This window comes from Streptomyces sp. NPDC015127 (genome assembly GCF_043080095.1).
In the GTDB taxonomy this organism is placed as follows: domain Bacteria; phylum Actinomycetota; class Actinomycetes; order Streptomycetales; family Streptomycetaceae; genus Streptomyces.
On sequence record NZ_JBIBVE010000004.1, the window covers coordinates 275,201 to 301,268 of the forward strand.

The following is a 26,068-nucleotide window of genomic DNA, read 5'->3' on the forward strand; positions in this document are numbered from 1 at the left end:
CGCCCTCACGGCGCGGCCGCCGACCGGTGGGCCACCGTCGCCAGGGCGACCCGGCTGCCGACGGACAGTTTCCGCTTGAGGGCGCCGATGTGGGTCTTGACCGTCGTCACGCCCATGCCGAGGTGGGCCGCGATGTCGGCGTTGGACAGGCCGGCCGCGATGAGCGTGAGGACCTCCCGTTCACGGGCCGTGAGGTGATCGAGGGCGTCGGGGGCGCCCAGGGCGGGTTCCGGGACGGGGACCGCGTACCGGGACAGCGCCTCCGCACTGCCGGACGGTGTGCAGACCACCCCGCCCGCGGCGAGCAGCCGCACGGCCTCCACGAAGATCCGCGGCTCGGTGGTCTTGAGCAGGAACCCCGACGCCCCCTCGCGCAGCGCGCGTTCCACGTGGTCGGCGGTGTCGAGGGCGGTGAGCATGGCGACGGCGGGCGGCCGGGGCAGGGCCCTCAGAGCGCGCAGCACGTCGAAGCCGGGCGCGGACGGCATGTCGATGTCGAGGAGGACCAGGTCGGGTCCGAGGTCGCGTACGGCGCCGACGGCGTCGGGGCCGTCGCAGGCCCCGACGACGGTCACACCGTCGGCCGAGCCGAGAACCTGCTGGAGCGCGGTGCGTACGAGCTCCTCGTCGTCGACGACGAGGACACGCACCGGCCTCAAGTCGTAGGGCAAAGGTCGTCCTGTGGTCTGAGCGATGCGGCGGCCGCTGCTGGGAGTCTGGATGCAGATCCTAGGCAGTACCCGCAGGGCATCCCCGTGCGCCCCACACGCACGGGGCGGCTCGCGGGCACTGCCGCGGGACGCCACGAGCGCCCGTACGGATCTCCCGGGCCGACCATTCCCCGGGACCATGCCTGCCCGGGCGGCGCACCGGGACCGTCAAAGGGAACGGACACCGTGAGCGCTCAGCCGCCGGCCGAGGAGGAACCGACGTACGACGACCCGTCGTCGCACGACGCGGCCGGTGGCATCGGGTGGGCGGCGGCGCCGCCCGCCGTACGGGCGCTGTGGACCGTCGGCGGGGGCGTGCTGATCCTCGGCTCCGTGGCGCTGCTCATCGTCGTCCGCGACTGGTCCACCGACCTCGCCGGCGGTGTCCGTCACGGTCTCGGTCTCGTGATGCGGGGCGTGCTGATGGTGATGCTGCTGGCCGGCACGTACGGCGTGGTGCGCGGCACCTGGCGCGACTGAGCGCCGGCTGGCGGGCAGCACGCGGCGGGGAACAGCCCGTGCGGCTCCCCCGCGCACGGCCCGGCACCCCCGCGCGCGGCACGGTCACGCGACACGGCCCGGAACCCGCGCGCGGCACGGTCACGCGCTCGGGCCGAGTCCCGCCGCGTCGAGCAGGTACGCCGTCATCGGGTCGTAGAAGCGCGGGTCGGTCACGTGGTCGTCGAGCGGGACCGTCACCTGGAGGGTGCCCTCGGCCTCGCCGATGAACAGCGCCGGGTCGTTGCAGTCCGCGTAGCCCACGGCGTCGATGCCGCGCTGGCCCGCGCAGCCCGCCCAGCCGTGGTCGGCCACGACGAGGTCGGGCAGCGGCCGGCCCTCGCGCGCCATGCCGTCGAGGATCGCGGCCATCGGCGCCGGCGAGTGCGTGTGCCACAGGGTCGCGCCGCGCTCCAGCATGGCGACGTCGGCGAACTGGAAGACCATGCCCTCGTCGGCCATCAGACCGCCCGGGATCCGGACGATCTCGCACCCGGCGGCCCGCAGCGCCTCGGCCGTCTGCCGGTGCACGTCCAGCAGCCCGCCGGGGTGCCCGGTCGCGAACAGCACGCACTCCCGCGCGGCGGCGGCCTTGCGCAGGCGGGCGGCCATGCGCTCCAGGGCGTCGACCGTCAGCTCGGGGTCGATGGTGTCCTGGCCCTGCCGGTGCTCGGGGTCGTCGCTGACGCCGCACCGCTCGGCCATGACCGCCAGCACGTCCTGCTCGTCGCTCCAGCGGTCGCCGAGCTCCAGTCCCAGCCAGTAGTGCCGGTCGCCGTTGGCGAGCTTGCGGTAATGGGAGAGGTTGTTGTCGCGGGGGGTGGCGACGTCTCCGGCGATACGTGAGCGGACGAGATGATCGACAAGAGCGGCGCGGCTGGGTATCGGCATGCGCCCATTGTGCCGTGGGGTGCGCGGAGCGTACCCACCGTCTTGTCCAGCGGACGTGGCCGGCCGGCCCGCCCCTCGCCCGCCGCGAACCGGACGCGAGCGCTCCGCGGGCCGGCCGCCCGGGACGTGCCGGCCCCGCCCCCTCAGCCGCCGCTCAGGGACGCGAACGCCCCGTGCGCCAGGCGCCGCAGCAGCGACTCCGTCGCCGCGCGGCCCAGCGGGCCTCCCCCGTTCGCACCCAGGTGGGGGGTCGAGTTGAGCAGGCCGAACACCGCGTGCACGGCCGCCCGCGCCTCGGACTCCGCCACGTCCGGGTGCAGCTCGCGCACCACCGTCACCCACAGCTCCACGTACTGGCGCTGCAGCTGGCGCACCAGCTTGCGGTCGCTGTCCCGCAGGCGGTCCAGCTCGCGGTCGTGCAGAGTGATCAGCGGGCGGTCGTCGAGCGCGAAGTCGATGTGGCCGTCGATCAGGGACTCCAGGACCGCGTCCGGGCCCGCCGACGCCTCTTCGACCCGCAGTCGGCCACCGCTCAGGAGCCGTTCGCTGATGCCCACGAGCAGCTCCGCGAGCATCGCGTCCTTGCCGGGGAAGTGGCGGTAGAGACCGGGGCCGCTGATGCCCACCGCGGCCCCTATCTCGTCGACGCCCACGCCGTGGAAGCCGCGCTCGGCGAAGAGGCGCGCGGCCTCCTTGAGGATCTGCTCGCGGCGCGTCGGGGCCGAGGTCCTGGTGCTCATGGGAATTCATTCTAGACAGGGCTGTTAGCGGTCGTTAACCTAAGAGAAACACGTTAACGCTCATTAACCGAGCAAGGGAGCTCGAGCAATGCAGCAGGCACCAGTGCTGGCGAGCGCCGCGGACCCGGCGTCCGAGGCCTGGCAGGCCAACGAGGCGGCACACCAGGAGCTCGCCGACGGTCTGCGCTCACGCCTGGCGGCGGCCCGCCTCGGCGGCGGCGAGAAGGCGCGCGCCCGCCACACGGCGCGCGGGAAGCTGCTGCCGCGTGACCGCGTGGACACCCTCCTCGATCCGGGCTCGCCGTTCCTGGAGCTCGCGCCCCTCGCCGCAGAGGGGATGTACGACGGGCAGGCCCCGGCGGCCGGGGTGATCGCCGGGATCGGGCGGGTCAGCGGCCGCGAGGTCGTGGTCGTGGCCAATGACGCCACCGTCAAGGGCGGGACGTACTACCCGATGACGGTCAAGAAGCACCTGCGCGCCCAGGAGGTGGCCCTGGAGAACAGGCTGCCCTGCGTGTACCTCGTGGACTCCGGCGGCGCGTTCCTGCCGATGCAGGACGAGGTCTTCCCCGACCGCGAGCACTTCGGCCGGATCTTCTACAACCAGGCCCGCATGTCCGGCGCGGGCATCCCCCAGATCGCGGCGGTGCTCGGCTCGTGCACCGCGGGCGGGGCGTACGTGCCCGCCATGAGCGACGAGGCCGTGATCGTGCGCAACCAGGGCACGATCTTCCTCGGCGGCCCGCCGCTGGTGAAGGCCGCGACCGGCGAGGTCGTCACCGCCGAGGAGCTCGGCGGCGGCGAGGTCCACTCCCGGGTCTCCGGCGTCACCGACCACCTCGCCGAGGACGACGCGCACGCCCTGCGGATCGTGCGGAACATCGTCGCGACGCTGCCCGGGCGCGGCCCGCTCCCGTGGTCCGTCGAGCCTGCCGAGGAGCCCAAGGTCGACCCGGCGGGGCTGTACGGCGCGGTGCCGGTCGACTCGCGCACGCCGTACGACGTGCGCGAGGTCATCGCCCGGATCACGGACGGCTCCCGGTTCGCCGAGTTCAAGTCGGAGTTCGGGCAGACGCTGGTCACCGGCTTCGCCCGGATCCACGGCCACCCGGTCGGCATCGTCGCCAACAACGGCATCCTGTTCGCCGAGTCCGCCCAGAAGGGCGCGCACTTCATCGAGCTGTGCGACCAGCGCGGCATCCCCCTGCTCTTCCTGCAGAACATCTCCGGCTTCATGGTCGGCAAGGACTACGAGGCCGGCGGCATCGCCAAGCACGGCGCCAAGATGGTCACGGCCGTGGCCTGCACGCGCGTGCCCAAGCTGACGGTGGTCGTCGGCGGTTCGTACGGCGCGGGCAACTACTCGATGTGCGGTCGGGCGTACGGTCCCCGCTTCCTGTGGATGTGGCCCAACGCCAAGATCTCGGTGATGGGTGGCGAGCAGGCCGCGTCCGTACTGGCCACGGTCAAGCGGGACCAGCTGGAGGGCCGCGGCGAGGAGTGGTCCGCCGAGCAGGAGGAGGCCTTCAAGGACCCGATCCGCGCCCAGTACGAGCAGCAGGGCAATGCCTACTACGCGACGGCCCGCCTGTGGGACGACGGCGTGATCGACCCGATGGACACCCGGCAGGTGCTGGGTCTGGCCCTGACCGCGTGTGCCAACGCCCCGCTGGGTGACCCCGGCTTCGGCGTCTTCCGGATGTGAGGGACCTTTCACGATGACGATGTTCGACACCGTTCTGGTCGCCAACCGCGGCGAGATCGCGGTACGGGTCATCCGCACCCTGCGGTCCCTCGGCGTGCGCTCCGTGGCCGTCTTCAGCGACGCGGACGCCGGTGCCCGCCATGTGCGCGAGGCCGACACCGCCGTGCGCATCGGGCCCGCGCCGGCCGCCGAGAGCTACCTCTCGATCGACCGCCTGCTGGACGCGGCCGTGCGCACCGGCGCCCAGGCCGTCCACCCCGGCTACGGCTTCCTCGCGGAGAACGCGGGCTTCGCCCAGGCGTGCGCCGAGGCCGGTCTGGTCTTCATCGGCCCGCCCGCGTCCGCGATCTCGCTGATGGGCGACAAGATCCGCGCCAAGGAGACCGTGAAGGCGGCCGGTGTCCCGGTCGTGCCCGGATCCTCGGGCAGCGGCCTCACCGACGAGGAGCTGGCCGCGGCCGCCCGCGAGATCGGTATGCCGGTGCTGCTCAAGCCCTCGGCGGGCGGCGGCGGCAAGGGCATGCGCCTCACCCGGGTCGAGTCGGCGCTGATGGAGGAGATCGCGGCCGCCCGCCGGGAGGCGCGCGCCTCGTTCGGCGACGACACCCTGCTCGTCGAGCGCTGGATCGACCGCCCGCGTCACATCGAGATCCAGGTGCTGGCCGACGGGCACGGCCAGGTGGTCCACCTCGGCGAGCGCGAGTGCTCGCTCCAGCGTCGCCACCAGAAGATCATCGAGGAGGCGCCGTCGGTCCTGCTGGACGAGGCGACGCGTGCCGCGATGGGCGAGGCGGCCGTGCAGGCGGCCCGTTCCTGCGGCTACCGGGGCGCGGGCACGGTGGAGTTCATCGTCCCGGGCACCGACCCCTCGCAGTACTACTTCATGGAGATGAACACCCGTCTCCAGGTCGAGCACCCGGTCACCGAGCTCGTCACCGGTCTCGACCTGGTGGAGTGGCAGCTGCGGGTCGCGGCGGGCGAGCGACTGCCCTTCACCCAGGACGACATCACCCTCACCGGCCACGCCGTCGAGGCCCGCGTCTGCGCCGAGGACCCCTCGCGCGGCTTCCTGCCCTCCGGCGGCACGGTCCTGCGCCTCCACGAGCCCCAGGGCGACGGAGTGCGCACGGACTCGGGCCTGACCGAGGGCCTGGAGGTGAGCAGCCTCTACGACCCGATGCTCTCCAAGGTCATCGCGTACGGCCCCGACCGGGCCACGGCCCTGCGCAAGCTGCGTGCGGCTCTCGCCGAGACGGTGACGCTGGGCGTCCCGACCAACGCCGGGTTCCTGCGCCGGCTGCTCGCCCACCCGGCGGTCGTCTCGGGCGAGTTGGACACGGGCCTGGTGGAGCGGGAGGCGGACGCGCTCGTTCCCGACGGCGTGCCGGACGAGGTGTACGAGGCGGCGGCGGCCGTGCGGGCCGCCGAGCTGGCTCCGCCGCGCACGACCGGCTGGACGGATCCCTTCTCGGTGCCGAGCGGCTGGCGGATGGGCGGCGAGGCGGCCCCCCTCGCCTTCCCGCTGCGCGTCCCGGGACTCGACCCCGTCACGCACACCGTGGGGCGCCAGGCGGTCCCCCGGGTCGAGGAGGACACGGTCGCCGTCGAAGTGCACGGCGTCACGCACACCTTCCACCGCGCGGGGGACTGGCTCGGCCGGGACGGCGACTCCTGGCACGTGCTGGACCACGACCCCGTCGAGGCCGCGCTCAGCGGCACCGCGCACAGCGGCGTGGACACCCTGGCCGCGCCGATGCCCGGCACCGTCACCGTCGTCAAGGTGGCGGTGGGCGACGTGGTGGCGGCCGGACAGAGCCTGCTGGTCGTGGAGGCGATGAAGATGGAGCACGTCATCTCCGCCCCGCACGCCGGCACGGTCACCGAGCTCGACGTCACCGCGGGCTCGACCGTCGCCATGGACCAGGTGCTCGCCGTGGTCACCCCGGACGAGACCGACGAGACCGACGAGGAGGCGCGGGCATGACCGGCACCGAAGGACTGCCGATGACCGTGCGGGCCCCCGGTCTCCCCCCGCGGGTGCGCATCCACGAGGTCGGCCCCCGCGACGGCCTGCAGAACGAGAAGTCGGTGGTGCCGGTCGAGGTCAAGGCGGAGTTCATCCGCCGGCTGGCCGCCGCCGGGCTCACCACCGTGGAGGCGACGAGCTTCGTCCATCCCAAGTGGGTCCCCCAACTGGCCGACGCCGAGCAGCTGTTCCCGATGGTCGCCGGCCTCCCCGGGGTACGGCTGCCGGTCCTCGTGCCGAACGACCGCGGCCTGGACCGGGCCCTCGGCCTCGGCGCCCGGGAGATCGCCGTGTTCGCCAGTGCCACGGAGTCGTTCGCCAAGGCCAACCTCAACCGCACGGTCGACGAGGCGCTCGCCATGTTCGAGCCGGTCGTCACCAGGGCCGTCGAGCACGGCCTGCGGGTGCGCGGCTACCTGTCGATGTGCTTCGGCGACCCGTGGGAGGGCCCGGTCCCGGTCGACCAGGTGGTCGCGGTGTGCCGGCGCCTGATCGGCATGGGCTGCGACGAGCTCAGCCTCGGCGACACGATCGGCGTGGCCACCGCGGGCCATGTCCGCGCTCTGCTCACCGCGCTGACCGACCAGGGGGTGCCGATCGACACGATCGCCGTGCACTTCCACGACACCTACGGCCAGGCTCTGGCCAACACCCTCGCGGCGCTCCAGTGCGGAGTGACCACGGTGGACGCCTCGGCGGGCGGCCTCGGCGGCTGCCCCTACGCGAAGAGCGCCACCGGCAACCTCGCCACCGAAGACCTCGTGTGGATGCTCGACGGCCTCGGCATAGAGACCGGGGTCGACCTCGGCCGGCTCACCGCCACCAGCGTGTGGATGGCCGAACAGCTGGGCCGTCCCAGCCCGTCCCGTACCGTCCGCGCCCTCTCCCACAAGGAGTGACTTCCCGATGTCCCTGGACCACCGGCTCTCCGCCGAGCACGAGGAACTCCGCCGTACGGTCGAGGAGTTCGCGCACGACGTGATCGCGCCCAAGATCGGCGACTTCTACGAGCGCCACGAGTTCCCCTACGAGATCGTCCGCGAGATGGGCCGCATGGGCCTGTTCGGGCTGCCGTTCCCGGAGGAGTACGGCGGCATGGGCGGTGACTACCTCGCCCTCGGCATCGCGCTGGAGGAGCTGGCCCGCGTCGACTCGTCCGTGGCCATCACCCTGGAGGCCGGTGTGTCGCTGGGCGCGATGCCGGTCTACCGCTTCGGCACCGAGGAGCAGAAGCGGGAGTGGCTGCCCCGGCTGTGCTCGGGCGAACTGCTCGGGGCGTTCGGCCTGACCGAGCCGGAGTGCGGTTCGGACGCGGGCGGCACCCGGACCACGGCCGTGCGCGACGGCGACGAGTGGGTCATCAACGGCTCCAAGTGCTTCATCACCAACTCCGGCACAGACATCACGGGTCTGGTGACGGTGACGGCCGTGACGGGCCGCACTGTGTCTGATTCTTCTGGGTCCGGCCGTCCCGAGATCTCGTCCATCATCGTCCCGTCCGGTACGCCCGGCTTCACGGTCGCCGCGCCTTACTCGAAGGTCGGTTGGAACGCGTCGGACACCCGCGAGCTGTCGTTCTCCGACGTCCGCGTCCCGCTCGCCAACCTGCTGGGCGAGGAGGGCCGGGGCTACGCCCAGTTCCTGCGCATCCTCGACGAGGGCCGGATCGCCATCTCGGCGCTCGCGACGGGTCTCGCGCAGGGCTGCGTGGACGAATCGCTCAAGTACGCGAAGGAACGTCACGCCTTCGGGCGGCCGATCGGCGACAACCAGGCCATCCAGTTCAAGATCGCGGACATGGAGATGCGGGCGCACATGGCGCGCGTCGGCTGGCGTGACGCGGCGTCACGGCTGGTGCTGGGCGAGCCGTTCAAGAAGGAGGCGGCGCTCGCCAAGCTGTACTCGTCGACGGTGGCGGTGGACAACGCCCGTGAGGCGACGCAGATCCACGGCGGCTACGGCTTCATGAACGAGTACCCGGTCGCCCGGATGTGGCGCGACTCCAAGATCCTGGAGATCGGCGAGGGCACGAGTGAGGTCCAGCGGATGCTCATCGCACGGGAGTTGGGTCTCACCGGCTGACGCACCGGGCACACACGCGCGCGACCTGCCACAGGGCGGTCGCGCGCGTTCGCGTTCCGGTGCCGCGCGGCGGGCGCGTGTCCGAGGTCACGGGCCCGGCCGCCTGCCGTACCGACGACCCCCTCTGGACAACTTGTGAGGTTAGGCTAACCTTTCTTCGAACCTGGCCCGTGGCCGAATCGGCACGTACGAAGGCGGACATCACCATGCCCAACGCCCGAGCACACCACCTCACTCGCCGCGGCGTCCTCGCCGCCGGCGGCGCCCTCGGGCTCGGCCTCGCACTCGCCGCCTGCGGCAAGGACGACACCAAGGGCAGCGGCTCGGGCAAGGGCTCCGCGAAGGACACGGGCCCCTGGTCCTTCAAGGACGACCGCGGCACCGCCGCCGAGTCGGGGACGGCCCCGAAGAACATCGTCGCCTTCACCGGCACCGCGGCCGCGCTGTACGACTACGGCATCCAGGTCAAGGGCGTTTTCGGCCCGACCAAGACGCCGGAGGGCAAGCCCGACGTCCAGGCCGGCGACCTGGACATCGGCAAGGTGGAGATCCTGGGCAACGTCTGGGGCGAGTTCAACGTCGAGAAGTACGCGGCCCTCGCGCCGGAGCTGCTCGTCACGGACATGTGGGACAAGAACGCCCTCTGGTACGTGCCGGACCAGTCGAAGGACAAGATCCTCAAGCTGGCCCCGAGCGTGGCCCTGTGGGCCGCGGGGGTCAACATGCCCGCCGCGCTCGCCCGGCGCGCCCAGCTGGCCGAGTCCCTCGGCGCGGACCTGAAGGCGAAGCAGGTCACCGACGCCAAGGCCCGCTTCGAGAAGGCAGCCGAGCGGCTGCGCCGGGCCGCGAAGGCCAAGCCCGGCATCAGGGTGCTCATCGGCTCGGGCAGCGCCGACCTGTTCTACGTCTCGACGCCGGACCGCCCGACCGACCTCAAGTACTTCAAGGAGCTCGGCGTCGACATCATCACCCCGTCGAAGCTCGACGCGACCGGCTGGTTCGAGGAGCTCAGCTGGGAGAACGCCGCCAAGTACGACGCGGACATCATCATGATGGACAACCGCACCGGCACGCTGCAGCCCGCCGACCTCGCCAAGTCCAAGCCCACCTGGGCCGGGCTCCCCGCCGTCAAGGCCGGTCAGGTCATCCCGCGCGTCACCGAGCCCATCTACTCCTACGCCAAGTGCGCGCCGATCCTCGAGGACCTGGCCAAGGCCATCGAGAACGCCGAGAAGGTCGCCTGACCATGACGACGCCAGGGCCGAGCCCGGGAAAACCCACCACCGGACAGCAACCACCAACGGCCCCTGCCCTGACGAACCACGACCGCGTCAGGGCCGAGCCCGCCCCTTTCCGCTTCTTCGACCTCACGGTCGTACGGGTCCGGCGGCTCGGCCCGTCGTTCCTCCGGGTCACCTTCACCGGAGCCGACGGCACTCTCGACGGCTTCGCGGCCGGCGGCCGCGACCAGTCCCTGTCGCTCTTCCTCCCGCACCCCGGCCAGGACGCCCCGGTCGTCCCGGTCGACGCGGGGGACGGCAGCGCGGTCTTCGCCGCGTGGCGGGCGCTGCCCGACGACGTGCGGGCCGTGATGCGCTCGTACACCGTCCGGGAACAGCGCGCGGAAGCCGGCGAGCTCGACATCGACTTCGCCGTCCACGAGGACGGCGGTCCCGCGTGCCGTTGGGCGCTCGCGGCCGAGCCGGGTCACCGCGTGATGGTGCTCGGACCGGCCGTCGCGGACAACACGGCGGTGCGCTGCCGCCCGCCCGAGGACACCGACTGGGTGCTCGTCTGGGGCGACGAGACGGCGCTCCCGGCGGCCGCGGCGATCCTCGAGTGGCTGCCGAAGGGCATGAAGGCCAAGGTCTGGCTGGAGGTCGCGCACGCGGGCGACCGGCTGCCGCTGGACACCGACGCGGACGCCGACATCACCTGGCTGGTGCGGGAGGAGAACGCCCCGCCCGTCCTGGAGGCCGTCGCCGCCGCCGAGTTGCCCGAGGGCACCCCGTACGCCTGGATCGCGGGAGAATCGGGCAGCGTGAAGGCGCTGCGCCGCCACCTGGTGAACGACCGTCATATCGACAGGCGCCGGGTGACGTTCGTCGGCTACTGGAAGCAGGGTCTGAGCGAGGACGGCCTGCGCGAGCAGGCCGATCCCGGGTAGACACCGGGCGCGCGGCGACAACCGGCAGACGGTGGCCGCGCGCCCCCGAGACCGGACGGGCGCCTGTTGAATACGGTCCCTCAACAGGCGCCCGTCCGCCCCTTTTTCGTCCGCTACTCCGCGGGCCAGGGCACCTGCGCCGAGCGGTAGTAGTCGATTCCCAGCGCCTCCATCCGCGGCCCCTGCGCCGCGAGCCTGACCTTGTAGTCCTCCCAGTCGTGCGTCGCCGCGGGCGACCAGCCGAGCTCGGCGACACCGGGCAGGCGTGGGAAAGCCATGTGGTCGATGTGCGCGTTGCTGGAGATCGTCTCCGTCCACAGCGGCGCCTCGACGCCGGCGATCGCGCTCGCGGGAGCGCCGGGCAGATAGGCGCCCGGGTCCCAGTCGTACGAGCGCCGGACCTCGACGTAGCCGGCCCAGGACAGGCCGAGCTCGGTGTCCTTGTTGTACTTCATGTCGAGGTAGACCCGGTCGGCGGGCGACAGGATCAGCCGGGTGCCGTTCTGCGCGGCCCTGGCGACCTGCGCCTTCTCCGCCGCGCTGGTGCCGTCCAGGCCCCAGTACTGGGCGAGCGCGCCCTCGGCAGGGGTGGCGCCGGTCAGCTGGTGCCAGCCGACGACGGTCTTGCCGTACTTCGCGACGATCGGCTGCACACGGTTCATGAACGTCACGTAGTCCGCGTGGCTGGTGGAGTGCGCCTCGTCACCGCCGATGTGGATGTACTTCCCGGGAGTGAGCGCGGCGAGTTCGCGGATGACGTCGTCCACGAAGTCGTACGTCACGGCCTTGGGCACGCACAGGGAGCTGAAGCCGACGGCCGTGCCCGTGTAGAGCGGCGGCGCGACGCCGTCGCAGTTGAGCTCGGCGTACGAGGCGAGGGCGGCGTTCGTGTGGCCGGGCATGTCGATCTCCGGCACGACCTCGATGTAGCGGTCGGCTGCGTACCGCAGGATCTCCTTGTACTGGGCCTTGGTGTAGTAGCCGCCCGGGCCGCCGCCGACCTGTGTGGAGCCGCCGTAGGTGGCCAGCCGCGGCCAGGAGTCGACGGCGATGCGCCAGCCCTGGTCGTCGGAGAGATGCAGGTGCAGCTTGTTCATCTTGTACAGGGAGATGTGGTCGAGGTAGCGCTTGACCTGGTCGACGGTGAGGAAGTGCCGCGAGACGTCGAGCATGGCGCCACGGTGGGCGAAGCGCGGGCTGTCGGTGATCGTGCCGCCCGCGACCTGCCAGGGACCCGGCTGGCGGGTGTCCTTCTCCACCCGGGACGGCAGCAGCTGGCGGAGGGTCTGCACGCCGCGGAAGAGGCCCGCGGCGCGGTGGGCGGTGATGGTGAGCGAGCCCCGCGAGGACTGGAGCCGGTAGCCCTCCTCGCCGAGGGCGCTGTCGCGCCCGCTCAGCCGCAGCCGGATGGCACCGGGCGAGGGACGGTCGGTGACGGGCAGGGCGTAGCCGGTGGAGGGGCGCAGCACCTCGGCCAGCCGGTCGCCGACGGCGCGTGCCGCGGCGGAGCTGTCGGTGTGGATGCGGGTCCCGGCGGTGAGCGTGAACGGCGCGCCGCCGGGCTCGACGGAAGCGGGGGCGGGAACGGTCTGACCGAGCGGGCGGACGGCGGGCTCGGCGGCCTGGGCAGGCGCCGCCGCGTACCCGGAAGCCGCGACGCCCGACAAGGCCGCCGCCGCGAGGAGCAACAGCGAACCGAGCAGTCGGGGAATCGGTCTGGGCTGACTCACAGGGGGTCCCTTCGACGGGGTTCTCGACTGTGCGCAGTGCAACCGGACTGTCACCATGCGTACCTGGTGCCACAACGGCGGTCAAGGTGTAGACCACTTAGACGTCCTGCGGACGCGAGAATCCCTCGGAACCGGGAGCCGTCCAGACGGGCCGAATCCGGTCATTCAGCATGAATACGACGCGCGACGAAGCGCTTCCTGCCCGGAATCGGGCAGGATTCTTGCAAAGCGGCTCCTCCACCCCTCAATATCTACGGGTGCTCGAACAACGCCCGTCGTCCCATGACGACCTCGTCGACCATCTGGTGCGCAGCACCGCGCTGGCGCGCGGTGAAGCGGCCCGGGTCGTGCTCGACGTGCTGGCGTACTTCGACGAGACGACCGAGGAATTCGTACGCCGCCGCCACCGCGAGCTTCAGTCCGGCGGCGCGGTGAACGCCGAGATCTTCGAGCGCATCGCGGCCGAGCTGCCGCACCGCGCGGTGGCGCCGCCGGAGCTCTCGCTCCGCCAGCTGCGCCGCATGGTCTACGGCTGACCGGTCGGCCGTTCACCCGGGCACACACCTGATCTACGGAGGGGCAAGACTTTATGTGCGGAATTGTCGGTTACATCGGCAAGCGTGATGTGGCTCCGCTGCTGCTGGAGGGCCTGCAGCGGCTGGAGTACCGGGGGTACGACTCGGCGGGCGTGGTGATCAACAGCCCCAAGGCCGCCGCGCTGAAGATGGTGAAGGCCAAGGGTCGCGTCCGCGACCTGGAGGCCCGCGTCCCCAAGCGCTTCGCCGGCACCACCGGCATCGCCCACACCCGCTGGGCCACGCACGGCGCCCCCAGCGACATCAACTCGCACCCGCACCTGGACCCCGAGAACAAGGTCGCGGTCGTGCACAACGGCATCGTGGACAACGCCGCCGAGCTGCGCGCCAAGCTGGAGGCCGACGGCGTCGTCTTCGCCTCCGAGACCGACACCGAGGTCATCACCCACCTGATCGCCCGCTCCCAGGCCACCACCCTGGAGGAGAAGGTCCGCGAGGCCCTCAAGGTGATCGAGGGCACGTACGGCATCGCCGTCATGCACGCCGAGTTCGCCGACCGCATCGTGGTGGCCCGCAACGGCTCCCCCGTCGTCCTCGGCATCGGCGAGAAGGAGATGTTCGTCGCCTCCGACGTCGCCGCCCTGGTCGCCCACACCCGCCAGGTCGTCACCCTCGACGACGGCGAGATGGCCACCCTCAAGGCCGACGACTTCCGTACGTACACGACCTCGGGCGCGTCGACCACCGCCACCCCGGAGACCGTCGAGTGGGAGGCCGCCTCCTACGACATGGGCGGCCACGACACGTACATGCACAAGGAGATCTGCGAGCAGCCCGACGCGGTCGACCGCGTGCTGCGCGGCCGGATCGACGACCGGTTCAACACCGTGCACCTGGGCGGTCTGAACCTGGACGCCCGCGAGGCCCGCGGCATCCGCCGCGTGAAGATCCTCGGCTGCGGCACCTCGTACCACGCGGGCCTGATCGGCGCCGAGCTGATCGAGTCCCTGGCCCGCATCCCCGCGGACGCCGAGCCGGCCTCCGAGTTCCGCTACCGCAACCCGGTCGTGGACCCCGACACCCTCTACATCGCCGTCTCGCAGTCCGGTGAGACGTACGACGTGCTCGCGGCCGTGCAGGAGCTCAAGCGCAAGGGCGCCCGCGTCCTCGGCGTCGTGAACGTCGTCGGCTCGGCGATCGCCCGCGAGGCCGACGGCGGCACGTACGTCCACGCGGGCCCCGAGGTCTGCGTCGTCTCCACGAAGTGCTTCACCAACACGGTCGTCGCCTTCGCGCTGCTCGCCCTGCACCTGGGCCGCATCCGCGACCTGTCCGTCGCCGAGGGCAAGCGGATCATCGAGGGCCTGCGCAAGCTGCCCGCGCAGATCAGCGAGATCCTCGAGTCCGAGGACGAGATCAAGAAGCTGGCCGCGCAGTACGCGGACGCCAAGTCGATGATGTTCATCGGCCGGGTGCGCGGCTACCCGGTGGCCCTGGAGGCCTCCCTGAAGCTCAAGGAGATCTCCTACATCCACGCCGAGGCGTACCCCGCCTCCGAGCTCAAGCACGGTCCGCTCGCGCTCATCGAGCCCGCCCTGCCGACGGTCGCGATCGTCCCGGACGACGAGCTGCTGGAGAAGAACCGCGCCGCGCTGGAGGAGATCAAGGCCCGCTCCGGCCGCATCCTGGCCGTCGCCCACCGCGAGCAGGAGAAGGCCGACCACACGATCGTCGTGCCGAAGAACGAGGACGAGCTGGACCCGATCCTGATGGGCATCCCGCTGCAACTCCTCGCCTACCACACGGCCCTGGCGCTCGGCCGGGACATCGACAAGCCGCGGAACCTCGCGAAGTCCGTCACCGTCGAGTAGGTCCCACGGCACGACCCCAAAAAGCAAGAACGCCCCCTGTGTGTGCCACCAGCGCACAGGGGGCGTTCTCTTGGTGCCGGCCGGCGCGCAACCCGTCACGCCGACCTCAGGGGCGCCCCAAAAGAGGGGGCACCCGGCCGCTCAGCCGGTGGCCGTCACTCCCCGGCCGGCAGCGCGTCCGCTGAACGTGGGCCACTTGGCGAGCGCCGCCGTCGCCCCGTACCACGCGACGAGGCCCGCGACCGCGCCGACCCAGCCGCCCGCCTTGGCGAGACCCGCGTTGCCCGCGAAGGCGGCTATGCCGCCGAGCAGCAACGACAGGCACAACAGGCCGTACACGCCCTGGCCGAGGAGCCCGCTGCCGGACGACGCCGCCGTCAGCGTCAGCGCGAGCAGCGCCCACAGCAGCAGGAACAGACCCGCCGCCTCGGCCGATACCTCGCTGCCCACACCGGTGCCCCAGGTGAACCAGAACGCGCCGAGGCCGGCGAACGCCGTGCCCGAAGTGCCGTCGCCCGCCCGGTACTCGAGCAGTCCGACGACGAAGAGTGCGACTCCGCCGACCCAGGTCGCGAGGGCCGCGGCGTCGGCCGCGGTGACGTTGTCGATCACTTGGGTGTTGCCGACGCCGAACGCCAGCAGGGTCAGTCCGAGCGCGAGACGGCCGAGGGTGTTCATCGATCCGGCGCTTCCCGCAGAGACTCCGTTGTCCACGGCGGGCTCCCTTCCTGTCTGTGCAGTTGTGCTGCAGTGGTGCTGCCCTGTGCTGCGGACCCAGCGACCGTTATGTACCCTTCACAAGCGCACAATCCACCTGCTACGGATGGGTAGATTTCCGCGTGTGCGCGGCGAGTTGACGGAGCCTCACCTGCGGAGACAGAGGGAGGGGAGTGACGCGTGGGGCGTGCCCCGCGGGGTCACGGGATGACGATCACCGGACGCTGCGCGCGCCGGGCCAGCCGGCCGGCGACCGAGCCGAAGATCCGGCCCACGAGGCCGTGCGTGGAGCCGACCACGATCGCGTCGGCCGAGTACTCGCGGCCGACCTCTTCGAGTTCGTGACAGATGTCGCCGCCGCGCTCGACCAGGATCCAGGGGACCTCGGTCAGGTAGTCCGCACAGGCCAGCTCCAGGCCCAGCACCTCGGTGCGGTGGTCGGGGACGTCCACGAACACGGGCGGCTCGCAGCCGGCCCAGACGGTGGTGGGCAGCCGGTTGGCGACATGGACGATGATCAGGCCGGAACCGGACCTGCGGGCCATCCCGATGGCATAGGCGAGTGCCCGCTCACTGGAGGTCGACCCGTCGAATCCGACGACGACACCGTGCCGGAAAGCGGGATCGCAGGAGTGGCATGCCTCTTCGGCCGCCCGCAGGTCCGAGAGTGGATCGGCTACCTGCTTGCGGTCCGCGGGATCGGGGAATTCGTGACCGGCCATCGATGTCTCGGCGAAGAACGTCCTCTTGGGAGGGTGTCTGAGAAGGTGCGTCGGTTGGGGTGGGTGCGGAGCCGTGTCCGGGAATCATCTTCCCAAGCCCATACCCCCAAGGGTACGGCGGCACTCCTCTCCTGCCCAGGTCTTGCCGTGCCTTGCGCGGCGTTCCAGGGAGCATGCCCCAGCCCGCCGCCGTATGGCAATGCCGGTTGGCCACTACAGCCGTCTGTCACTGCGGACAGTGACCGGACGACTGCACACGTCGTTGGCCAAGGGCCCCGACCGGAATCCGCGGACAGGCCCCCGGATCCGCCGGACCGACCCGACCCGCCCGCCGCGCCCCAGGAGCTCCGAGTGCCCGCACGTCCGTCCGCCTCTGCCCCCGCGCACCCCTCGGCCCCGCGGCGCGGACGGCGCCGGATCCCGCGTCCGGCCGCCGCCCCCGCCGAGTACGCCGCTGCGAACGCCCCCGGCAGGACCGTCCCGTCGTCCGTCCCGTCGCCCGTCCCCTCATCCGGCCCGGCGGCCGACGCGGCGAGCGACGTCGTGCGGTGGGCCGCGTTCACCTGCCTGCTGGTCCCCGTCGTGCTCGTCGTGTACGGGACGTCCGTCGGCGGGGCGGCGGCCGCCGCCCTCGGCCTCGCGGCCGTGACGACCGCGTGCCGGGTGCTGCTGCGCCACTCGGAGCGGGAGGCGGCGCATGTGCGCGCCCGGCGGGGCGTGCCGCAGCGGAGCCGGCGAGCCCGTGCACCGGAGGGGGCGCGCCGGGGCGCTCACCGGGGGCCGGGAAGTGCGCCCGGCGACTGACGAGTTCGCACGCTCACACCCATCGGTTTTCAGCCAACTTCACTACATGGCCCACACCTTGCCGAAAGTGCCCGCCAACCCGCTTCTCACCAGGCAAGAAAGGACCGCAGGCGGCGCTCGCACCCTACGGGGACGGGCCATGCCCGGAACGCGCACTTCCCTGCGGGCCCGTCGAGTGGAACGCTTCGTGATCGACAGCATCGCGCCAAGTTGCCAAGTCGACATAGCGGGGCATGCCGAACTTGTCACGGCGGCGGCGCGGGACGCAGTAGATTCGATCATGAGTATCGAAGGCCGGGGGACTCGTGCAGAACCGAGGGGAAACGTGCAGGAGCGAAAGGCCCGAAAAGAACGGGGAGACGCGCACTTCGAGGGGGGCTTAGCGTCATGAGTCAGGACTCCATGGCACCGGAGGCAGCACGGAAGCTCTCCGGCCGCCGGCGCCGGGAAGTCGTCGCGGTGCTGCTGTTCAGCGGCGGCCCCATTTTCGAGAGTTCCATCCCGCTCTCGGTGTTCGGAATTGACCGTCAGGACGCCGGAGTTCCCCGCTACCGCCTGTTGGTGTGCGGTGGGGAGGATGGGCCGCTGCGGACCACCGGCGGCCTGGAACTGACCGCGCCGTACGGCCTGGAGGCGATCAGCAGGGCAGGCACCGTCGTGGTGCCCGCCTGGCGCTCGATCACCTCGCCGCCACCGCCCGAGGCGCTCGACGCGCTACGCCGGGCACATGAGGAGGGCGCTCGCATCGTCGGACTGTGCACCGGGGCGTTCGTCCTCGCCGCGGCCGGTCTGCTCGACGGCCGCCCGGCGACCACCCACTGGATGTACGCGCCGACGCTGGCCAAGCGCTATCCGTCCGTCCATGTGGATCCACGGGAGCTGTTCGTCGACGACGGCGACGTCCTCACGTCGGCGGGCACGGCCGCGGGCATCGACCTCTGTCTGCACATAGTGCGCACCGACCACGGCGCCGAGGCGGCCGGAGCACTGGCCCGCAGACTGGTCGTGCCGCCGCGCCGCAGCGGCGGGCAGGAGCGCTACCTCGACAGGTCTTTACCAGAGGAAATCGGCTCCGACCCGCTGGCCGAGGTCGTCTCCTGGGCTCTGGAGCACCTCCACGAGCAGTTCGACGTGGAGACGCTGGCCGCACGGGCGTACATGAGCCGCAGGACGTTCGACCGGCGCTTCCGTTCGCTGACGGGTTCGGCGCCGCTCCAGTGGCTGATCACCCAGCGGGTGCTGCAGGCGCAGCGACTGCTCGAGACCTCCGACTATTCGGTCGACGAGGTCGCGGGCCGTTGTGGCTTCCGCTCACCGGTGGCGCTGCGCGGTCACTTCCGGCGGCAGCTGGGGTCCTCCCCGGCGGCCTACCGGGCGGCGTACCGGGCCCGCCGGCCCCAGGGTGAGCCGGGCCAGCCGTCGATGGCGGACGCCGTCGTACCGGCCCAGGCGGCGGTGGGGGTGCGCCGCGCCGCCGCGGCGGGCGCGGGCCTGCCGGGCCCGGCCACGGCCTCGGCACCACCCGAGGCGGTCAGGGGCGCCGCGGAGATGTACGGCCGCCCGAGCCTGCCGGGCCAGCGGAGCATGGGGTAGCACGGCAGTGGTCGTGAGCATCGGGCCGGGCGCGTGAGCGCCCGGCCCGATCGCGTATGGGCACGGCCGGGGCCCGATCGTCACGCGACCCATAAGGTAGGGCGCATGAACGATCGCATGGTGTGGATCGACTGCGAGATGACCGGGCTCTCGCTGACGGACGACGCACTCATCGAGGTGGCCGCGCTGGTCACCGACTCGGAACTGAACGTACTCGGCGACGGCGTGGACATCGTGATCCGCCCGCCGGACGCGGCGCTGGAGACGATGCCGGAGGTCGTGCGCCAGATGCACACCGCCTCGGGCCTCCTCGACGAGCTCGCCGGCGGCACCACTCTGGCCGACGCCGAGGAACAGGTCCTCGCGTACGTCCGGAAGCACGTCAAGGAGCCCGGGAAGGCCCCGCTGTGCGGAAACTCGGTCGGCACCGACCGCGGCTTCCTGTCCCGTGACATGCCGACGCTGGAGGGCTACCTCCACTACCGGATCGTCGATGTCTCCTCGATCAAGGAACTGGCCCGCCGCTGGTACCCGAGGGCGTACTTCAACAGTCCGGAGAAGAGCGGCAACCACCGGGCGCTCGCCGACATCCGCGAGTCGATCGCCGAGCTGCGCTACTACCGCGAGGCCGTCTTCGTCCCCCAGCCCGGGCCCGACTCGGACACGGCGCGGGCGATCGCGGCGAAGCATGTGCTGCCGGCCGAGCCGGCGGCGGCCGCGGAATAGCCGCCGCGCCCCCGCGGGCCACCCCGCGAAACCCTGGCGCGAGCACCCTCCGGGACCCTGTACACTTTTTCTCGGCCGGTCGGGAAAAAGACCGGTCGTGGTGGGTGTAGCTCAGCTGGTAGAGCACCTGGTTGTGGTCCAGGATGTCGCGGGTTCGAGTCCCGTCACTCACCCTGAATGATCAAGGGCTGGCCCGTGAAAACGGGCCAGCCCTTCTTCATGCCCCCACCCTGGGAACACGGCTCGGCGCCCGGGCTACGCCCACACGTCCGGGCCGCCCCCGCGCCACTCGATCAACTCCGTGTCCTCGATGTCGAGCGTGTCCGGGTCCAGGCCGGCACGGCGCAGGAACTCCTTGAGATCCCTCAGGCTGTACGCCATGCCCATGATCTGGCTGTCGACGTGTACGCGCCGGCCGCCGCTCTTCGACGGCTTCGACACGACAACCGGCGGATGGATGGCCATGCCCCCAGCGTGCTCCCACCGGCCGGCCGAAGCATCCCGAGCCGGGCCTGCGCGCCCGCAGTCCCGCAGGGCGCAGGAGGTGACTGTGGCGCGGGGCGCCGGGGGCCCGCGGGCCCCCGGGTCACCGGGTCACCGGGTCACCGGTACGTGGCGAACGCCTTCGTGAATGCCAGCGGCTCCTGGAGGATCGAGCTGCACGTCGCGTCCGCCGACGGCTTCTCGCCGCCCGGGCACTGCTTGTCCCGTGTCGAGGACCACATCGACAGCCATCCCAGGTTCTTCGACTCGGCGAACCGCACCAGCTGGGTCGCGTCCTCGACCCTGAAGATCTCGGTGACCACGTCGTTGACCCCGATCATCGGCGTCACCGCGACGGTCCGCCACGCCTCCGCGTCCGACAGCCCGAGGACGCCCTTGATCTGCGCCTGCGTGGCCGTGGCGGCCTGGATCGCGTACGTGCCCATGTCGCCGCTGTACGCCGGCCCGTAGTCCATGGCCATGATGTTGACCGCGCCGATGCGCACACCGTTCTTCTTCGCGTCGGCGATCAGGTCCACGCCGGGCTGGGTCAGTCCCTCCGGCATGACCGGCAGGGTGAAGGAGACGTCCAGGTCCGGGTGGGTCTTCTGGAGCTGCGCGATGGCTTGCGCCCGGCGGGAGTTGGCGGCGGTGTCCGGCAGCGCCGCGCCCTCCACGTCGAAGTCGGCCTTGGTCAGCTTGTACGTGTCGACGACCTTGCCGTACGCCTTCGCCAGTTCGTCCGCCGTCGCGCAGTTCAGCGCCAGTTCGCGGCCCGCCGCGCCGCCGAAGGAGACACGGACGTCGCCGCCCTTGGCGCGCAGGTCGCCGATCTGGGCCGCGACCTTGTCGTCACCGAGGCCGGTCACACCGCCCCACAGCGGGGTGCAGCCGCCGCCGGCGGTGATGAAGGCGAGGTGGAACTCCTTGACGCCCGTCTTCGCGGCGGTGTCCAGCATGTCGTACGCCGGGTACAGCGACGTGTCGATGTACGGCGCGTACCGCGCAGGCGCGCCCGGCTTGGGCGTTGAGGTCGGCGTGGGAGTGGCACTCGGGGTGCTCGGGGTCGGGGTGGGCGTGGGGGTGGGCGTCGGCTGTTCGGTGGGACGGCCGCTGGGCTGCGGCGTGGGACCGCCGTCCGCCGAGCACACGGCCCCGTCGATGAGACACGACGCCGGATCGGCCGCCTTGCCGGTCGCGGACGTGACGAAGCCGACCGTGACGGAGGCACCGGGCGCGAGCTCCTTGTTCCAGCTCGCGGGCTTCACGGTGACGTGCCGCCCCTTCACCGCGTGCTCGCCGTTCCACAGGGAGCCGATGACGGTCCCCTCGGGCAGGTCGAACTCCAGCGTCCAGCCGGACCGGGCCGTGCCGGAATCGTTGGTGATGACGTACTGACCGGTGTAACCGCCGTCCCAGGAGCTGGTCCTGGTGTACGCGGCGCCGACCGCCGCGGCCTGTGCGGTGCCCGTGAGGACGACCGCCGCGCCGCCGATCACGGCCGCCACGACGACCGCGCCGACCGCTTTGGTCCTGACGCTCGCCCTGCGCCGGTGCGTACTGCTGCCCATCGCGTCCTGCCTCTGTGCCTCGGAAGTGGGGGGTGATGCGGCAGCACGCTAGCGAGCGAGAAACGGACAATTGCCCGATCGCAGACGGGCGTCGGGTTCCTTAGGACGCGCTTAAGGAAGGCATCGGGGCGGATTAATGCTGGGGTGTGGAGCGCTCTCAGACTCTGGCGCCGCGGCGCCGCTGCACCCGTCCGCGGTGTCCGCGCCGCCGCTCCCCGTGCGCCGTCTCGCGCGGGTCGAGCCCGATCCAGATGCGGACCTCCGTGCCGCCGAGCACCGAGCGGCCGATGCGTACGTCGCCGCCGGTCGACTCCGCGACCCGGCGCACGATGTCCAGGCCGAGACCCGTCGAGCCCTCCCTGGCGCCGCTGTTGCCGCGGGCGAGCGCGGCGGCCGGGTCGGCGATGCCCGGCCCCGCGTCCGAGACGAGCACGATGACGGCGTCGTCGCTGTTGTGGACGTCGACGGAGAACGCGGTGCCCTCCGGGGTGTGGCGGAAGACGTTGCCGAGCAGCGCGTCGAGGGCGGCGGCCAGTTCGGGACGGGCGACGGGGATGCGTACGGGCCGGTCCACGCCCGCGAGCCGCACCTTGCGGCCCTCGTCCTCGGCGAGCGCCGACCAGAACCCCATCCGCTCGCGCACCACTTCGGAGGCGTCGCAGCCCGCGCCGGGCCCGGTCGCCGCGGTCTGCGGCTTCGCCTCGCGGGCCGTACGGATGATGGTGTCGACCTCGCGTTCCAGCTGGGCGACGGCCGCTCTGGTCTGTTCGGCGGCGGCGCTCTCGCCGAGGGAGGCCGCGTTGAGGCGCAGCACGGTGAGCGGAGTGCGCAGCCGGTGCGAGAGGTCGGCGGCGAGCTCGCGCTCGTTGGCGAGGAGCTGGACGACCTGGTCCGCCATCGAGTTGAACGCGACGGCGGCGGAGCGCAGTTCCGGCGGGCCCTCCTCGGGCACGCGGACCCCGAGCCTGCCCTCCCCCAGCTCCTGCGCCGCCCCCGCGAGCCGCTGGGCGGGCTGCACCATGCGGACGCCGAGCCGGTCGGCGACGGCGACCGACCCGACGACGAGCGCGACGCCGACGCCGGCGAGGACGAGCCAGGCAGTGTCGACGCCGTTGGACACCTCGCCCTCCGGCACGAAGATCTCGACGACGGCGATCTGTCCGGTGCCGATGGCGGTGGGCTGGAGCAGCGCGGAGCCGCCCGGCACCTCGGTGATCGAGGCACGGCCGATGCGCTGCACGGTGGCGAGGTCCCTGGCGGCCGCGCGCCGGGTGCCGATCTCCAGCGGAACGCTGCCCAGTTCGCCGGATGCGGGGATGTGCACGGCCATCCGGCCGGCCGCGCCGGCCGGCGTGGACTCGACGGCCCGCTCCAGCGGCCCGCGTTCGGTGGTGACGGTGAGCGTGGGGCCGATGGTGGCGGCCTGGCGCTCGGCGTTGGAGAACGCGCGGTCGCGAGCCATCTCCTTGATGACCATGCCGAGCGGCAGGGCGAAGGCGAGCACGACCATCACCGTGACGGCCAGGGCGACCTTGACGAGGGCCCATCTCATGACGTGACGGCCTTCGGGGGTTCGACCTTCGGCGGTTCGAGCTTCACTCCCACTCCCCGCAGCGTGTGCAGGTACCGGGGCCGTGCGGCCGTCTCGCCGAGTTTGCGGCGCAGCCAGCTCAGGTGGACGTCGATGGTCTGGTCGTCGCCGTAGCTCTGCTGCCACACCTCGGCGAGCAGCTCCTTGCGGGGGACGACGACGCCGGGCCGGCCGGCGAGGAAGGCCAGCAGGTCGAACTCGCGGCGGGTGAGGTCGAGCGGCGCCCCGTCCAGCTCCGCCTGGCGGCGCAGCGGGTCGATGGACAGCCCGCCGACCTGGAGGACGCGGCTCGGCGGGGCGTCCCCGGCGCCCGAGCGTGCCCGGCGGAGTACGGCGGCCATTCGGGCGGACAGGTGCTCCACCGAGAACGGCTTGGTGAGGTAGTCGTCGGCGCCGTCGTTGAGCAGCCGGACGATCTCGGCCTCGTCGTCCCGCGCGGTCGCGATGATCACCGGTACGTCGGTGATGCCGCGCAGCATCTTCAGCGCCTCGGCGCCGTCCAGATCGGGCAGGCCGAGGTCCAGAATGACCACGTCGAAGCGGATATGGGCCACCTCGCGCAGCGCCTCCAGGGCCGTGCCGACGCTCCGCACCGTGTGGGACGCGTCGGTCAAGTGCCTGATGAGCGCGGAACGCACGAACTGGTCGTCCTCGACCACGAGCACACTTGCCATGGGCGGCACCGTACGCCATCCGGACTACGCCGGGCAGGCGGGACAGCCGGGCGGGGCGTGGTGCACTATGGCCCGGATGAGCAGAGGACTGGTGCATGCCCTGGCGTGGTCGCTGTCCACCGGAGCAGCGGTGACGCTGTCCTGGTGGGGCGTCCACACGGTGATGGCCGGAACCGCGTACGACCGTCCGCGCGCGCTGCCGATCACGGCGCAGACCTCGGCCCCGCAGTCGGCGGAGCCGCAGGCGTCGCCGACGCGGCGCCCGCCGAGTCCCTCTCCCACGCCGTCCCGCGAGGAGCCGTCGGCCACTCCCTCTCCGTCGCGCCCGTCGCCGGCCGAGACCTCGGCGCGCCCGTCCCCCTCCGCCTCCTCGGGGAACGTGAAGGGGTACACGGTCAAGGGCGGGCGGGTCGTCTTCGACATCGGCGAGAGCTCGGCCGAACTGGTCTCGGCGACGCCGGCGTCCGGCTGGCAGATGCAGGTGTGGACACAGCCGACCTGGATCCGGGTGACGTTCACGCGGGACGGCCACGAGGTGTCGGTGTTCTGCACCTGGAACGACCATCCGCCGATGGTGCAGTTCGACGAGCGGTAGCCAGGCCCTGTCAGGGCGATCTTGCCGGGCTCGCGTGCCCTGGCACGCTCCCCCGCAGCACCCCTCGCCCCACTCACTGATCCGGCCTGATCGACCGGACAGGACCTAGGTGTTGAAGACGGCCGCCGGCGGTTCGGGCGAGTCCTTGGCGCTCGCGTCCGTGACCGGCGCGGCCCCTCCGGTGAAGCCGGCGAGCGCCCGGCCGTGTTCGACGCGCCCTGCGAAGGGGTCGCTCGCGACGCGGCGGGTCAGCTCGGCGACCGGCAGCTCGGAGTCCGATGCGAGGAGTACGGCGTTGCCGAAGCGGCGGCCGCGCAGGACGGTCGGGTCGGCGGCGAGCGCGAGCTCGGGGAAGACGGCGGCGGCGGTCGCGATCTGGGCGCGCAGGTGCGTGAGCGGAGGGCCGTCGGCCAGGTTGGCGGCGTAGTACGCACCGGGCCGCAGAGCCCTCTTCACCTCGCCGAGGAATTCCGTACTCGTCAGATGGGCGGGTGTACGGGCCCCGCTGAAGACGTCGGCGATGACGAGGTCCGCCCAGCCGTCGGGCACCTTGGCGAGCCCGGCCCGGGCGTCGGCCGCCCGGACCCGGATCCGGGCACCGGGGTCCAACGGCAGCCGGGTGCGCACCAGTTGGACGAGGGCGGCGTCGACCTCGACGATCTGCTGGGTGGAACGGGGCCGGGTGGCGGCGACGTACCGGGCGAGGGTGAAGGCGCCGCCGCCGAGGTGCACGACGTGGAGCGGGCGGCCGGGCGGGGCGGTCAGGTCGATGACATGGCCGAGCCTGCGCTGGTACTCGAACGAGAGGTACGCGGGGTCGTCGAGGTCGACGTGCGACTGGGGGGCGCCGTCGATGAGGAGGGTCCACCCGCGGGGCCGCTCGCGGTCGCCGACGAGCTCGGCGACGCCGCCGTCGACGTGCTCGACGACCCCCTCGCTTCCCCGCTCCCGCTTCCTGCGCCTGCCCACACCCCTATTATCGCCGCGCCCGCCCCCCAAGCGCGCCGCCCCCGTGCGGGACACCCCGGTCCCAGGGCTGGCACCCCCTGACCTCGTCACGCCCCCGGGGCCTTATGCCCCGGCCCCGGTCACGCCCCCGTGGCATTGTGCCCACCCGTTCCGCCCCGCGGAACGAATGCCCACAACGGAGGGCCGACCGCGCCGCGAAGCGGGCGCCGCCGAGGGCAACGGGCGGCAGCCCGGCTCGCATGCCCGCGCACTGCGCAGCGGGCGCCGGGCAGCATCCATCACGCCGCGAAGCGGGCACCTCCGGGCCGACGGGCGGTGGCCCGGTCCACAGCACCTCGCGCCGCGCAGCGGGCGCCACTGAGGGCAACGGGCGGAAGCCCGGCCGCATGCCCCCGCACTGCGCAGCGGGCCCGGGCAGCATCCATCACGCCGCTAAGCGGGCGCCCACGAGGCCTACGGGCTGCGCCCCTCGCGCCCGCGAAGCAAGCGCCGGGCTATGGGCGGCATCCAGTCCACGTACCCTCGCGCCGCGAAGCGGGCGCCGCCGGGCCGACGGGCGGCAGCCCGGCTCGCATGCCCGCGCACTGCGCAGCGGGCGCCGGGCAGCAGCCATCGCGCCGCGAAGCGGGCGGCGGCGGGGCTGTGGCCCAGCTCTCGGCAGAGTTTC

General features: G+C 72.2%; 24 protein-coding genes and 1 tRNA gene. 14 read left to right on the forward strand and 11 right to left on the reverse strand.

Annotation, left to right across the window (positions count from 1 at the left end; all coding sequences use genetic code 11):
- Positions 1–5: 5 nt before the first annotated feature.
- On the reverse strand, positions 6–671 hold the full coding sequence (locus ACF08N_RS10065; RefSeq protein WP_392324121.1) for a response regulator: 666 nt from the start codon (positions 669–671) through the stop codon (positions 6–8).
- A gap of 225 nt (positions 672–896) precedes the next feature.
- On the opposite strand from ACF08N_RS10065, the gene ACF08N_RS10070 reads away from it, so the two are divergent.
- On the forward strand, positions 897–1,190 hold the full coding sequence (locus ACF08N_RS10070) for a hypothetical protein (RefSeq protein ID WP_392324122.1): 294 nt from the start codon (positions 897–899) through the stop codon (positions 1,188–1,190).
- Between the two features lie 120 nt (positions 1,191–1,310).
- Here the strand turns inward: ACF08N_RS10070 and ACF08N_RS10075 are convergent, their stop codons facing one another.
- Positions 1,311–2,099 (reverse strand): phosphatase, encoded by a 789-nt coding sequence (locus ACF08N_RS10075; RefSeq protein ID WP_392324123.1) that lies wholly within the window; start codon positions 2,097–2,099, stop codon positions 1,311–1,313.
- A gap of 143 nt (positions 2,100–2,242) precedes the next feature.
- Positions 2,243–2,839, reverse strand: a complete 597-nt coding sequence (locus ACF08N_RS10080; protein WP_392324124.1) for a TetR/AcrR family transcriptional regulator — start codon at positions 2,837–2,839, stop codon at positions 2,243–2,245.
- 88 nt (positions 2,840–2,927) lie between these two features.
- Between ACF08N_RS10080 and ACF08N_RS10085 the strand changes: the two genes are divergently transcribed.
- The 6 genes from ACF08N_RS10085 to ACF08N_RS10110 all read left to right on the forward strand — a co-directional run bounded on the left by ACF08N_RS10085 (position 2,928) and on the right by ACF08N_RS10110 (position 10,819).
- Complete coding sequence (locus tag ACF08N_RS10085) at positions 2,928–4,544, forward strand: carboxyl transferase domain-containing protein (protein ID WP_392324125.1); 1,617 nt, start codon at positions 2,928–2,930, stop codon at positions 4,542–4,544.
- 19 nt (positions 4,545–4,563) lie between these two features.
- Positions 4,564–6,528 carry an acetyl-CoA carboxylase biotin carboxylase subunit gene (locus ACF08N_RS10090; protein ID WP_392324327.1) on the forward strand — a complete coding sequence of 655 codons (1,965 nt, stop codon included), beginning with the start codon at positions 4,564–4,566 and terminating at the stop codon, positions 6,526–6,528.
- Complete coding sequence (locus tag ACF08N_RS10095) at positions 6,525–7,469, forward strand: hydroxymethylglutaryl-CoA lyase (protein WP_392324126.1); 945 nt, start codon at positions 6,525–6,527, stop codon at positions 7,467–7,469. The genes ACF08N_RS10090 and ACF08N_RS10095 overlap by 4 nt, the downstream gene beginning before the upstream one ends.
- A 7-nt stretch (positions 7,470–7,476) precedes the next feature.
- Positions 7,477–8,652, forward strand: coding sequence for an acyl-CoA dehydrogenase family protein (locus ACF08N_RS10100; RefSeq protein WP_392324127.1), 1,176 nt, complete (start codon positions 7,477–7,479; stop codon positions 8,650–8,652).
- 206 nt (positions 8,653–8,858) lie between these two features.
- Positions 8,859–9,896, forward strand: coding sequence for an ABC transporter substrate-binding protein (locus ACF08N_RS10105; RefSeq protein WP_392324128.1), 1,038 nt, complete (start codon positions 8,859–8,861; stop codon positions 9,894–9,896).
- A 2-nt stretch (positions 9,897–9,898) separates the two neighbouring features.
- Positions 9,899–10,819, forward strand: coding sequence for a siderophore-interacting protein (locus tag ACF08N_RS10110; RefSeq protein WP_392324129.1), 921 nt, complete (start codon positions 9,899–9,901; stop codon positions 10,817–10,819).
- Between the two features lie 113 nt (positions 10,820–10,932).
- Here the strand turns inward: ACF08N_RS10110 and ACF08N_RS10115 are convergent, their stop codons facing one another.
- Positions 10,933–12,549 (reverse strand): beta-N-acetylhexosaminidase, encoded by a 1,617-nt coding sequence (locus ACF08N_RS10115; protein WP_392324130.1) that lies wholly within the window; start codon positions 12,547–12,549, stop codon positions 10,933–10,935.
- A 257-nt stretch (positions 12,550–12,806) separates the two neighbouring features.
- Here ACF08N_RS10115 and ACF08N_RS10120 point away from each other — a divergent pair, with 257 nt between their 5' ends.
- Positions 12,807–13,085, forward strand: coding sequence for a hypothetical protein (locus ACF08N_RS10120; protein ID WP_392324131.1), 279 nt, complete (start codon positions 12,807–12,809; stop codon positions 13,083–13,085).
- A 53-nt stretch (positions 13,086–13,138) separates the two neighbouring features.
- Positions 13,139–14,956 (forward strand): glutamine--fructose-6-phosphate transaminase (isomerizing), encoded by a 1,818-nt coding sequence (glmS, locus tag ACF08N_RS10125; RefSeq protein WP_392324132.1) that lies wholly within the window; start codon positions 13,139–13,141, stop codon positions 14,954–14,956.
- 141 nt (positions 14,957–15,097) lie between these two features.
- Here the strand turns inward: glmS and ACF08N_RS10130 are convergent, their stop codons facing one another.
- Together ACF08N_RS10130 and ACF08N_RS10135 are read right to left on the reverse strand one after the other, a co-directional pair.
- Positions 15,098–15,670, reverse strand: a complete 573-nt coding sequence (locus ACF08N_RS10130) for a GPR1/FUN34/YaaH family transporter (protein ID WP_392324133.1) — start codon at positions 15,668–15,670, stop codon at positions 15,098–15,100.
- 203 nt (positions 15,671–15,873) lie between these two features.
- Entirely contained in the window at positions 15,874–16,395 is a 522-nt protein-coding gene (locus tag ACF08N_RS10135; protein WP_392324134.1) for a universal stress protein, read from the reverse strand.
- Between the two features lie 351 nt (positions 16,396–16,746).
- Between ACF08N_RS10135 and ACF08N_RS10140 the strand changes: the two genes are divergently transcribed.
- The 4 genes from ACF08N_RS10140 to ACF08N_RS10155 all read left to right on the forward strand — a co-directional run bounded on the left by ACF08N_RS10140 (position 16,747) and on the right by ACF08N_RS10155 (position 19,691).
- A complete protein-coding gene (locus tag ACF08N_RS10140) occupies positions 16,747–17,199 on the forward strand; it encodes a hypothetical protein (RefSeq protein ID WP_392324135.1) in 453 nt (150 codons plus the stop codon).
- 387 nt (positions 17,200–17,586) lie between these two features.
- Positions 17,587–18,792 (forward strand): helix-turn-helix domain-containing protein, encoded by a 1,206-nt coding sequence (locus tag ACF08N_RS10145; protein WP_392324136.1) that lies wholly within the window; start codon positions 17,587–17,589, stop codon positions 18,790–18,792.
- 105 nt (positions 18,793–18,897) lie between these two features.
- A complete protein-coding gene (gene orn / locus ACF08N_RS10150) occupies positions 18,898–19,518 on the forward strand; it encodes an oligoribonuclease (RefSeq protein ID WP_392324137.1) in 621 nt (206 codons plus the stop codon).
- A gap of 100 nt (positions 19,519–19,618) precedes the next feature.
- A tRNA-His gene (locus tag ACF08N_RS10155) sits at positions 19,619–19,691 on the forward strand.
- Positions 19,692–19,773: 82 nt separating this feature from the next.
- Here ACF08N_RS10155 and ACF08N_RS10160 read toward each other — a convergent pair.
- From ACF08N_RS10160 to ACF08N_RS10175, 4 genes are all read right to left on the reverse strand, one after another.
- The gene (locus ACF08N_RS10160) at positions 19,774–19,983 is read right to left on the reverse strand and encodes a hypothetical protein (RefSeq protein WP_392324138.1); all 210 of its coding nucleotides are present in this window, start codon (positions 19,981–19,983) and stop codon (positions 19,774–19,776) included.
- Between the two features lie 137 nt (positions 19,984–20,120).
- Positions 20,121–21,572: a cellulose binding domain-containing protein gene (locus ACF08N_RS10165; protein WP_392324139.1), complete on the reverse strand. Its 1,452-nt coding sequence runs from the start codon at positions 21,570–21,572 to the stop codon at positions 20,121–20,123.
- A 157-nt stretch (positions 21,573–21,729) separates the two neighbouring features.
- On the reverse strand, positions 21,730–23,124 hold the full coding sequence (locus ACF08N_RS10170) for a sensor histidine kinase (protein ID WP_392324140.1): 1,395 nt from the start codon (positions 23,122–23,124) through the stop codon (positions 21,730–21,732).
- Positions 23,121–23,837 carry a response regulator transcription factor gene (locus ACF08N_RS10175; protein ID WP_392324141.1) on the reverse strand — a complete coding sequence of 239 codons (717 nt, stop codon included), beginning with the start codon at positions 23,835–23,837 and terminating at the stop codon, positions 23,121–23,123. Before ACF08N_RS10175 ends, ACF08N_RS10170 begins: the two co-directional genes overlap by 4 nt.
- A gap of 76 nt (positions 23,838–23,913) precedes the next feature.
- Here ACF08N_RS10175 and ACF08N_RS10180 point away from each other — a divergent pair, with 76 nt between their 5' ends.
- On the forward strand, positions 23,914–24,432 hold the full coding sequence (locus tag ACF08N_RS10180) for a hypothetical protein (RefSeq protein ID WP_392324142.1): 519 nt from the start codon (positions 23,914–23,916) through the stop codon (positions 24,430–24,432).
- A gap of 105 nt (positions 24,433–24,537) precedes the next feature.
- Here ACF08N_RS10180 and ACF08N_RS10185 read toward each other — a convergent pair whose 3' ends face one another.
- Entirely contained in the window at positions 24,538–25,401 is an 864-nt protein-coding gene (locus tag ACF08N_RS10185) for a spermidine synthase (RefSeq protein WP_392324143.1), read from the reverse strand.
- Between the last annotated feature and the right edge of the window lie 667 nt (positions 25,402–26,068).